11 protein-coding genes are annotated in these 8,630 nt (G+C 72.8%); 1 reads left to right on the top strand and 10 read right to left on the bottom strand.

Features of this window, described 5'->3' with window-relative positions:
- Both L2I40_RS13400 and L2I40_RS13395 read right to left on the bottom strand, forming a co-directional pair.
- The coding region (locus L2I40_RS13400) for a hypothetical protein (protein WP_237215461.1) at positions 1–222 on the bottom strand (222 nt) is incomplete at its 3' end.
- Positions 223–279: 57 nt separating this feature from the next.
- Positions 280–2,070 (bottom strand): gamma-glutamyltransferase family protein, encoded by a 1,791-nt coding sequence (locus L2I40_RS13395; protein WP_237215460.1) that lies wholly within the window; start codon positions 2,068–2,070, stop codon positions 280–282.
- A gap of 88 nt (positions 2,071–2,158) precedes the next feature.
- Between L2I40_RS13395 and phnN the strand changes: the two genes are divergently transcribed.
- Positions 2,159–2,737 (top strand): phosphonate metabolism protein/1,5-bisphosphokinase (PRPP-forming) PhnN, encoded by a 579-nt coding sequence (gene phnN, locus L2I40_RS13390; RefSeq protein WP_237215459.1) that lies wholly within the window; start codon positions 2,159–2,161, stop codon positions 2,735–2,737.
- Here the strand turns inward: phnN and L2I40_RS13385 are convergent.
- The 8 genes from L2I40_RS13385 to L2I40_RS13350 form a co-directional block, all read right to left on the bottom strand.
- On the bottom strand, positions 2,676–3,347 hold the full coding sequence (locus L2I40_RS13385) for a DUF1045 domain-containing protein (RefSeq protein ID WP_237215458.1): 672 nt from the start codon (positions 3,345–3,347) through the stop codon (positions 2,676–2,678). The genes phnN and L2I40_RS13385 overlap by 62 nt on opposite strands.
- Positions 3,347–4,489, bottom strand: a complete 1,143-nt coding sequence (locus tag L2I40_RS13380; RefSeq protein WP_237215457.1) for an alpha-D-ribose 1-methylphosphonate 5-triphosphate diphosphatase — start codon at positions 4,487–4,489, stop codon at positions 3,347–3,349. The genes L2I40_RS13385 and L2I40_RS13380 overlap by 1 nt, the downstream gene beginning before the upstream one ends.
- Positions 4,486–5,184, bottom strand: a complete 699-nt coding sequence (gene phnL / locus L2I40_RS13375) for a phosphonate C-P lyase system protein PhnL (RefSeq protein ID WP_237215456.1) — start codon at positions 5,182–5,184, stop codon at positions 4,486–4,488. Before phnL ends, L2I40_RS13380 begins: the two co-directional genes overlap by 4 nt.
- Positions 5,181–5,939: a phosphonate C-P lyase system protein PhnK gene (phnK, locus tag L2I40_RS13370; protein ID WP_237215455.1), complete on the bottom strand. Its 759-nt coding sequence runs from the start codon at positions 5,937–5,939 to the stop codon at positions 5,181–5,183. Before phnK ends, phnL begins: the two co-directional genes overlap by 4 nt.
- Complete coding sequence (locus L2I40_RS13365; RefSeq protein WP_237215454.1) at positions 5,936–6,790, bottom strand: alpha-D-ribose 1-methylphosphonate 5-phosphate C-P-lyase PhnJ; 855 nt, start codon at positions 6,788–6,790, stop codon at positions 5,936–5,938. The genes phnK and L2I40_RS13365 overlap by 4 nt, the downstream gene beginning before the upstream one ends.
- Positions 6,787–7,869: a carbon-phosphorus lyase complex subunit PhnI gene (locus L2I40_RS13360; RefSeq protein WP_237215453.1), complete on the bottom strand. Its 1,083-nt coding sequence runs from the start codon at positions 7,867–7,869 to the stop codon at positions 6,787–6,789. Before L2I40_RS13360 ends, L2I40_RS13365 begins: the two co-directional genes overlap by 4 nt.
- Before the next feature lies 1 nt (position 7,870).
- On the bottom strand, positions 7,871–8,434 hold the full coding sequence (phnH, locus tag L2I40_RS13355) for a phosphonate C-P lyase system protein PhnH (protein ID WP_237215452.1): 564 nt from the start codon (positions 8,432–8,434) through the stop codon (positions 7,871–7,873).
- Between the two features lie 13 nt (positions 8,435–8,447).
- Positions 8,448–8,630: phosphonate C-P lyase system protein PhnG (locus L2I40_RS13350; protein ID WP_237215451.1), on the bottom strand; the 183-nt coding region annotated here is incomplete at its 5' end.

The following is an 8,630-nucleotide window of genomic DNA, read 5'->3' as shown; positions in this document are numbered from 1 at the left end:
GACCGGCGGGTCGCGGCGCTGCAGGCGGGCGAGCACACGGCGGCGCTGCGCCGGCGTCAGCTGGGCCCAGAAGCGGGTGAGCCAGGGTTCCTGGCGCACGCGCTCCGTCAGATTGGCCGGCGGCGCGCGCCGTGCGGGCGCGGTGGCCGCTGGCGGCGGTGCCGGTGTTGCGCAGGCTGCCGCGCCCAGCAGCGGCAGCAGGCAGAGCGTGCGGCGGCGCATGACGCCTGACGTGCGTTGCCACCCGCCCCGCGTCAACTCACGCGCGTGTCAGGTCGTTCAGCGCCCGACCGCGTAGCCCTGCATCCCGCGGGGATTGGCGCCGGCGAAGAGCTGGCCGTCCGCCTCCTGCCGCGCGCCGGTCAGGCGGCCTTCGGACCAGTCGCCGCCGACCTCCAGGCGATGGCCGCGGTCGCGCAGCGCGGTCGCGACATCGGCACCGTAGCGCCCCTCGATCACGACCTTGCCCGGGCGCGCGGGACGCGGCCAGAAGCTCGAGATCCAGTGCTCGGTGTGGAAGGATGGCGCGTCGATCGCCTGCTGGATCGTCATCGCGTGATCGACCATGCGAGCGAACATGATGGGCTGCCACTGGTCCTGCTGCTCGCCGCCCGGCGTGCCGAAGCTCATCCAGGGGCGGCCATCCTTGAGCGCCATGGCCGGCGACAGCGTGGTGCGCGGGCGCTTGCCGGGCTTCAGGCCGTTCGGATGCGCCTCGTCCAGCCAGAACATCTGCCCGCGCGTGCCGAGGCAGAAGCCGAGTTCGGGAATGGCGGGCGAGGATTGCAGCCAGCCGCCGGAGGGCGTGGCGCTGACCATGTTGCCCTGCGCGTCGATCACATCGATGTGGCAGGTGTCGCCGCCCGAGGCGCCGAGCCGCGCGACCGTCGGTTCGCCGGCGCCGGGTGCGCGCGAAAGCCATTCGGCGCGCGCCTCGGCCGCGGCGAAGTCGGGCGCCGGGCGGTCGTAGCCGGGGATGGTGCCGGGACGGAGGTCGAGCGAGGCGCTCTCGCCCACCAGCCTGCGGCGCTGCGCGATGTAGTCGTCGGACAGCAGCGTCGCGATCGGGACATCCACGAAGTCGGGATCGCCGTAGAAGGCCTCGCGGTCGGCGAAGGCGAGCTTCAGGCACTCGACCACGGTGTGGATGAAGCGCTCGCCGAGCGGATCCATGGCCCCGACGTCGAAGCCCTCCAGCAGCGCCATGGTCTGCAGCATGGTCGGGCCCTGGCTCCAGACGCCGCATTTCAGCAGCGTCGTGCCGCGGTAGTCGCGCTTCAGCGGCGCTTCCTTCGTCGCGCGCCAGCGCGCCATGTCGTCGCCCGTCAGCACGCCGCGATGGCGGCGGCCCGAGGTGTCCATGATCTCGTTCGCGCGGAAGAAGCGGTCGATCGCCTCGGCGACGAAGCCGCCATACCAGGCGCTCCGCGCCGCATCGATCTGCGCGATGCGGTCGTGGCCCGCGGCCTCGGCCTCGCGCAGCAGGCGCTCCCAAGTGTCGGCCAGCGTCGGGTTGGCCCAGAGCCGGCCTTCCTGCGGCCCGCCGTCGCGCAGCCAGAGGGCGGCGGAGGTCGGCCATTCCGTCTCGAACATTGGCCGCACCGTGTTCAGCGTGGCGATGATGCGCGGGACATAGTGCACGCCGCGGCGCGCATAGCCGATGGCGTAGGAGAGCACGTCGCGCAGCGACCAGGTGCCGTAATCGCGCAGCATCAGCGCCCAGGCGTCGAAGGCGCCGGGGACCATGGCCGGCAGCAGGCCGGTGCCGGGGACGAGGTCGAGGCCAAGCTCGTCGCGGATATGCCGGATGCTGAGGCCCGCCGGCGCCACGCCCTGGCCGCAGATCACCTGCTGCGCGCCGGCCTTGGCGTCATGGACGATGATCGGGCAGTCGCCGCCGGGGCCGTTCAGGTGCGGCTCCACCACCTGCAGGGTGAAGCCCGCGGCGGCGGCCGCATCGAAGGCGTTGCCGCCGCGCTCCAGCACGCTCATCCCCACCTGGGAGGCGATCCAGTGGGTGGAGGCAACGACGCCGAAGGTGCCGGCGATCTCGGGGCGGGTCGTGAACATCGGATGAAGCCTTCGGGTCGGGCGCTTGCGCGGGCGGATAGAGGCGGGCAGAGGCGATCCGGTCAAGCGGGCGCGGTGGCGTGAGCGGATGTTGATCGGAGTTGTCGGTCCATCGGGGGCGGGCAAGGACACGCTGCTGGACGGCGCGCGCCGCGCGCTGGTCGGAGAGGCGTCGCTGCGCTTCGTGCGCCGCTGCGTCACGCGGCCGGCGGAAGCCGGCGGCGAAGCGCATCTGCCGATGAGCGGCGACGCCTTCATCGCCGCGCGCGACGCCGGGGCCTTCGCGCTGTGGTGGGCCGCGCATGGCCTGCTCTACGGCATCCCGCGCGACATCGAGGTGGACATCGCGGCCGGGCGGGCGGCGGTGGCGAATCTCTCGCGCGCCGTGCTGGCCGAGGCCGCCGCGCTCTACCCGCTGCGCGTGCTGGAGATCACGGCGCCGATCGCGCTGCGTGCCGCGCGCCTGGCGTCGCGTGGGCGCGAGACCGAAGCCGATGTCGCCGCCAGGCTGGCCCGTGACCAAGCGCTGCCGCCGGACCTCGACGTCGAGACGGTGGTGAACGACGCCGATGTGGCCACCGGCGTCGCGCGGGTCGTCGCGGCGCTCAGCCGAGCAGCGGCAGACGCTCGGCGAGCAGGAACGGCGCGCCCGGCGCCGCCTGGGTGAACAGGCAGAGTTCCGTCACGCGACGGGGCAGGGCAGGCACATCGGCCAGATGCGCCGCGAGCGCGGGCTGCACGATTGCGCGCTCCTCCGCCGTCAGCCGGCGGCTCAGCGTGACGTGGAACCACCATTCCTCGAAGACATAGTGGTAGCCCCAGTGCTGCAGGTAGGCGCGCTGGCGTTCCGTCATGCGCTCCGGCCGACGGCGGGCGATCTCCGCCTCGGTCGGCGGCGCGCGGTGCGGGTCGAGGGCGGTGACGCAGGCGTCGCAGAAGGCCTGCAACTCGGTTGATTTCTCCGTTTCGAGCAGGGCGAGGAAGCCGTGATGCTCGGCCAGACGCAGCGGCGGCAGGGCGAAGGGCCGCGTGCGCGCCGCGAGCGCCATGGCCGCTGCGCGCGCCTCGGCGTAGCTGCCGTTGAGCCGGAAGGGCGGCTTGAGCGTGGCGTGCAGGCCGTAGCCGCGCGCATCGGCGGTGATCTCGGCGATGTCGAGGCCGGGCAGCGCCGGCTGCGCCAGCATCGCCCCGGTCTCCGCATCTCGGCCGAGCCACGTGGAGCCGAGCCGATGCAGAGGATCGTCGATCCGCGGCGCCCAGTAGAGCGCGAGTCTCATCAGGCGACGCGCTCGCCAGCACGCCAGACGCGGCGGACCACGGCGTGGCCTTCATGCGGGCGCACCTGGACGAGATCGGCGCGCAGCCCGGGCTCGATGCGGCCGCGATCCGCCAGCCCGACCATGCGCGCCGCGCGGTCGGTGATCATGGCGACGGCCTCCGGCAGCGTGACGGCGCCCGATCCGGCGGCAAGCCAGGCGGCCTCCACCATCGCGGGCGGGACATAGTCGCTCGCCAGCACGTCCACCGCACCGGCCCGCACAAGGTCGGCGGCCGCGACGTTGCCGGAATGGCTGCCGCCGCGGACGATGTTCGGCGCGCCGGCGATCACCTCGACGCCGAGGCGCTTCGCCTCCAGCGCGGCCTCCATCGCGACCGGAAACTCGCTGATGGTGATGCCGTCGGCGTGGTTGCGCGCGACGCCTTCCGGCGTGCAGTCGTCGTGGCTGGCGAGGGCGATGCCGCGGCCGGCGAAGCGGTCGAGCAGCCAGCGCCGCTGTGCGTCGCGCAGGCGTCCGCGCTGCTCCAGCAGCTCGCCGATGCGCTTGTCCACCTCGGCGGGCGTCATCTGCATCTGCTTGATGCGCATCTTCTTGTAGCGTTCGATGTCGCGGTACTGGCCGACGCCGGGCGAGTGGTCCATCAGGCTGACCATGCGGACCAGCGGGTGATCGGCGGCGAGCTCCACCAGCTCCGGCATGTCCCTGGCCGGCAGCTCGCAGCGCAGATGCAGGAAATGCTCGCTCTTCAGCAGGCCCGTCGGCGCCAGCGCGTCGAGGTCGGCGACGCCGTCGCGGAAGGTCTGGGTGCGGCCGGCATCGAAGCCGAGATCGCCGAGGCAAAGCGCGTCCAGCACCGTCGTGACACCCGCCGCGATGGTCTGCGTGTCATGCGCCAGCATGGCCGAGCGCGAGGGCCATCGGGCGCTGGCGCGCGGCTGCACCTGCCGCTCGAGGTTGTCGGTGTGGACGTCCACGATGCCCGGGATCAGGTGGTCGCCGCCGAGGTCGTGCGCGGCGGTCAGATGGCTGCGGCCGGGCTGCACCTCCGCGATCGCGGCGCCCCGCATCACCACCGTGCCCGGCAGCGCCTCGTCCCGCAGGACGAGCACGGCATTGGTCAGGATGGTCTCGGCGGTCATGCGGCCTCTGGGATCGGGATCACGTCGAAGATGCGGTCGGCGACGCGGTCGCGCACCTCGGTGTCATGGAAGATGCCGACGATCGCCGTGCCGCGCGCCTTGGCCTCGGCGATCAGGCCGATCACGACCTCGCGGTTGGCGGCGTCGAGGCTGGCGGTCGGTTCGTCGAGCAGGAGGATGGGATAGGAGGGTGCGAAGCCGCGTGCAAGGTTCACCCGCTGCTGCTCGCCGCCCGAGAAGGTGGCGGGCGGCAGCTCGTGCAGCCGCGCCGGCAGGTTCAACCGCGTGAGCAGCGCTTCCGCCTGCCGCAGCGCCGCCTCGCGCGGCAGGCCGCGCGCGATGAGCGGCTCGGCCACGATGTCGCGGGCCGGCACGCGCGGGATGACGCGCAGGAACTGCGAGACGTAGCCGAGCGTCTCGCGCCGGATCTCCCGCACCAGGCGCGGATCGGCGGCGGCGAGGTCGACCTCCGCGCCGCCGTGTCGCAACAGGATGCGGCCGCTGCCCGCGCCGTAGTTCCCATAGAGGCAGCGCATCAGCGTGGACTTGCCCGCGCCGGAGGCGCCGGCGAGGGCGACGCATTCGCGAGGCGCCACGGCCAGGTCGAGGCCGCGCAGCACCGGCAGCGTCACGCCGCCCCGCAGGTGCAGGGTGAAGGACTTGCCAAGCCCTTCGGCCTTCAGCGCCCAGCTCATGCCGCCAGCACCGAGGCGACGAGCAGCTGCGTATAGGGATGCTGCGGGTCGTCGAGCACGCGGTCGGTCAGGCCCTGCTCCACCACGCGACCGTGGCGCATCACCAGGATGCGATGCGCGAGCAGGCGTGCGGCCGCGATGTCGTGGGTCACCAGCAGCACGGCGAGGCCGAGTTCCGCGACGAGCGCCCGGATCAGGTCGAGCAGCCGCGCCTGGACCGAGACGTCGAGGCCGCCCGTGGGCTCGTCCATGAAGACGAGCCGCGGATGGGTGACGAGGGTGCGCGCGATCTGCAGCCGCTGCTGCATGCCGCCCGAGAAGGTGCGGGGCAGGGCATCGATCCGCGACGGGTCGATCTCGACGCGGGCGAGCCACTCCGATGCCTGCGCGCGGATGCCGCCGTAGTGTCGCGCGCCGACCGCCATCAGGCGCTCGCCGATGTTGCCGCCCGCCGAGACGCCCATGCGCAACCCGTCGCGCGGGTTCTGGTGGACGAAGCCCCAATCGGTGCGCATCAGGCGGCGCCGCGCGGCCTCGCTCATGCCGAGCACGTCCTGGCCGTCGAACACGACCTCGCCCGCATCCGGCGGCATCAGGCCGGAGAGCACGCGCAGCAGCGTCGTCTTGCCGCTGCCCGACTCGCCGACGATCGCCACCACCTCGCCGGGCCAGATGTCGAGGTCCACGCCGTCCAGCGCGGCGATGCGGCCGAAGCGCAGTTCGAGGCCACGCGCGCTCAGCAGGGGCGGGGTCATTCCGCCGCCTCCCGGGCCGCCTGCCGCTCGGCGCACCAGTCGGTGTCGGAGCAGACGAAGATGCGGCCGCCGCGGTCGTCGGTCAGCACCTCGTCGAGGTAGCTCTCCTGCGACCCGCAGAGCGCGCAGGATTGCGGCGCGCGGATCGGGCGGAAGGGGTGGTCGTCGAAGTCGAGGCTCCGTACCTCGGTCCAGGGCGGCACCGCATAGATCCGCTTCTCGCGCCCGGCGCCGAAGAGCTGCAGCGCGGGCATGCGGTGCATCTTGGGATTGTCGAAGGCCGGGATGGGCGAGGGCGACATCAGGTAGCGGCCGTTCACCATCACCGGGTAGTTGTAGCTGGTCGCGATGCGGCCGTGGCGCGCGACGTCCTCGTAGAGCCGGACATGCATCAGCCCGTAGTCGGCGAGCGCGTGCATGCGCCGCGTCTCGGCCACGCGGGCTTCCAGGCGGAACAGCGGCTCCGGCATCGGCACCTGGTAGACGAGGATCTGGTTCTCGGTCAGCGGGCGCTCCGGGATGCGGTGGCGGGTCTGGATCACCGTCGCCTCCGCCGTGCGCTCCGTCGTCGCCACGCCGGCGACGCGGCGGAAGAAGGCGCGGATGGAGACCGCGTTGGTGGTGTCGTCGGCACCCTGGTCGATCACCTTCAGCACGTCGGCGGGGCCGAGGATGGAGGCCGTCACCTGGATGCCGCCCGTGCCCCAGCCATAGGGCAGCGGCATCTCGCGCGAGCCGAAGGGCACCTGGTGGCCCGGGATCGCGACGCCCTTGAGGATGGCGCGGCGGATCATCCGCTTCGTGGATTCGTCCAGGTAGGCGAAGTTGTAGCCAGATTCGGGTGCGGTCATTCCGCCGCCTCCCGCGCCGTCTCGGCGCTCGCGCGCATCGCGCGGACGTTCTCGAGTTCCGACTGGAAGTCCACGTAGTGCGGCAGCTTCAGGTGCTCGACGAAGCCGGTCGCCTCGACATTGTCGCAGTGATACAGCACGAACTCGGCCTGCTGGGCGGGCGCCGTCGCCTCCTCGCCCATCTCCTCGGCGCGCAGCGCCCGGTCCACCAGCGCCATCGCCATGGCCTTGCGTTCGCCATGGCCGAAGACGAGGCCGTAGCCGCGGGTGAATTGCGGTGGCTCGGTCCGGCTGCCGTGGAACTGGTTCACCATCTGGCATTCGGTGACGCCGATGTCGCCGATCTCGATCTCGAAGCCGAGCTCGGGCGGCGTGAGGCACACCGCGACATCGCCGACGCGGATCTCGCCTACGAAGGGATGCGCGTTGCCGTAGCCGCGCTGGGTCGAGTAGCCGAGGCCGAGCAGGAAGCCCTCGTCGCCGCGCGCCAGCGCCTGGAGGCGCACAGGCCGGTCTGCCGGGAAGCTGAGCGGTTCCCGCGTCAGGTCGCCGGGCTCGACCTCCGACGGCGCCTCGCGCTGCATCAGGCCTTCCTGCGCGAGCAGTTCCGTCACGCGCGGCGTCGCCGTGCCATCGGGCTCCGCCTCGGGCGCGGTCTCCGGCGTCATTCCCGCGGCAGCGAGCCGAAAATCCAGCAGGCGATGCGTGTAGTCGAAGGTGGGGCCGAGCACCTGGCCGCCCGGGAGATCCTTGTAGGTGGCGCTGATCCGCCGCCGGATGTGCATCGCGCCAGTGTCGAGCGGCGCGCTCGCGCCGAAGCGGGGCAGGGTGGTGCGATAGGCGCGCAGCAGGAAGGCGGCCTCGATCAGGTCGCCGCGCGCCTGCTTCACCGCGAGCGCCGCCAGGCCGCGATCGTGGCAGCTGCCTTCCGCCATCACACGGTCCACGGCGAGGCCGAGCTGCTGCTCGACCTGCGCGACCTCGATTTCGGGCAGGGATGTGTCGCCACGGCGTTCCTCGGCCAGCCAGGCATGGGCCGCGCCGATCGCCCGCTCGCCGCCCTTGGTCGCGACGTACATCTCAGCCGTCCTCGATGGCGACGCTGCGCGGCAGCGCGGCGATGCGTGCGCCGGCGCAGAGGATGACGTCGACGCCGCGCGGGAAGCGTGCGCGGCTGGCCGACCACTCGGCGACGAAGCCGGCCGGCGCGCCCTCGACGCGAAGGTCATGCGCGTCCCGGATGCCGGGGCCAGTCAGACGCCAGCCGGGTGATTCCTGCAGCGACGCGACCTCGAGGATCAGCGTCGCGCCGCGCTCCGGCTCCTCGTCGGTGCCCGGGTCGAGATCCAGCAGCCGCGCCGCCGGATCGAGGACGAAGGCGGCGCCGTCGCGCAGCAGGGGGCAGCCGCAGTGGAAACGTACCCAGGCCTCGGCCTCCGGGCCGGCGGTAAGCCGCAGCGGCGTCGCGGCATCGACCAGCGTGAGCAGCACGGCCGCGGCGGCTGGCGACAGGCCGGGCGGCGCTTCGGGGGGCGGGGCGATGCGCTGCACGCGGCCGGGGCGGCTCATCGCCTCGAGCACGGCGCGGAAGGTCGCCTGCGCGTCCAGCACCGGATCGGCGAAGCCGGGAAAGCGCGTATCCATCAGCGCATCGCCGTCAACGCATCTGGGTCATGGTGAAGAACTGCACGCGCGTGGCCGCGGCCTTGCGCGCCTCCGCCGCGTGGCGCGCGGCCTGGGCGGTGGCGAGCGGGCGGATGACCGCCGCTTCCACCTCCGGTCGCGCGGCCGCGTCGAGCAGCAGGGCGTCGCAGAGCGCGGCGAGTTCCGCCTGGCGCGC

Origin of the sequence: Falsiroseomonas oryziterrae (assembly GCF_021864505.1) — a bacterium.
GTDB classification, from domain to species: Bacteria; Pseudomonadota; Alphaproteobacteria; order Acetobacterales; family Acetobacteraceae; genus Falsiroseomonas; species Falsiroseomonas oryziterrae.
The sequence above is the reverse complement of the archived record's forward strand: the minus strand, read 5'-3'. Positions and strand labels throughout refer to the sequence as shown.